We start from the raw sequence: 574 nt of genomic DNA, 5'->3' as shown, positions 1-574 counted from the left end.
GCACCACGCGAACCGTAGATGGCTGTGGATGATGCGTCCTTAAGTACGGTAATGTCCTCGATGTCGGTTGCAGGAATGTCGCTGATACTTTCAACGGGGAATCCGTCGACGATGAGCAATGGGTCGTTGCTCTGAGTGATGGAGCCTCCTCCACGTACACGTATTTTCACGTCGGCGTCGGGCGAGCCCTCGGTCGTGGTGATGTTTACGCCGGCCATCTTACCGGTAAGGGCCTCACTGACATTAGACACAGGGATTTGCCCTATGTCCTCGGCGCTGACGGATGTTACGGCGCCCGTCAGGTCGCGCTTCCTTACAGTACCATAACCGATGACAACGAGATCGTCGAGTGCAGTAGCCTCATCTTCCATTGTAACTGTTACACTACTCTTTCCGGCCACGTTTACCGTCTGCGGCTTCATACCAATGTATGAAAACTGCAGCTCGTTACTGCCGGAGGTTTTGATTTCGAAGTTTCCGTCGATATCGGTCACTACGGCGTTTTTAGTCCCTTTTTCGAGGACTGTTGCGCCGATGACGGCCTCTCCGTTGGAATCTTTCACATTTCCTTTGA

General features: G+C 53.0%; 1 protein-coding gene. It reads right to left on the bottom strand.

What is annotated here, in order from left to right; translation table 11 throughout:
* Positions 1-574 (bottom strand): TonB-dependent receptor plug domain-containing protein (locus H6A34_RS14575; RefSeq protein ID WP_205106099.1); only part of this gene is annotated, 574 nt, incomplete at both ends.

Origin of the sequence: Marseilla massiliensis, assembly GCF_016899855.1 — a bacterium.
GTDB lineage: Bacteria > Bacteroidota > Bacteroidia > Bacteroidales > Bacteroidaceae > Prevotella.
This window is presented reverse-complemented; position numbering and strand designations above follow the sequence as displayed.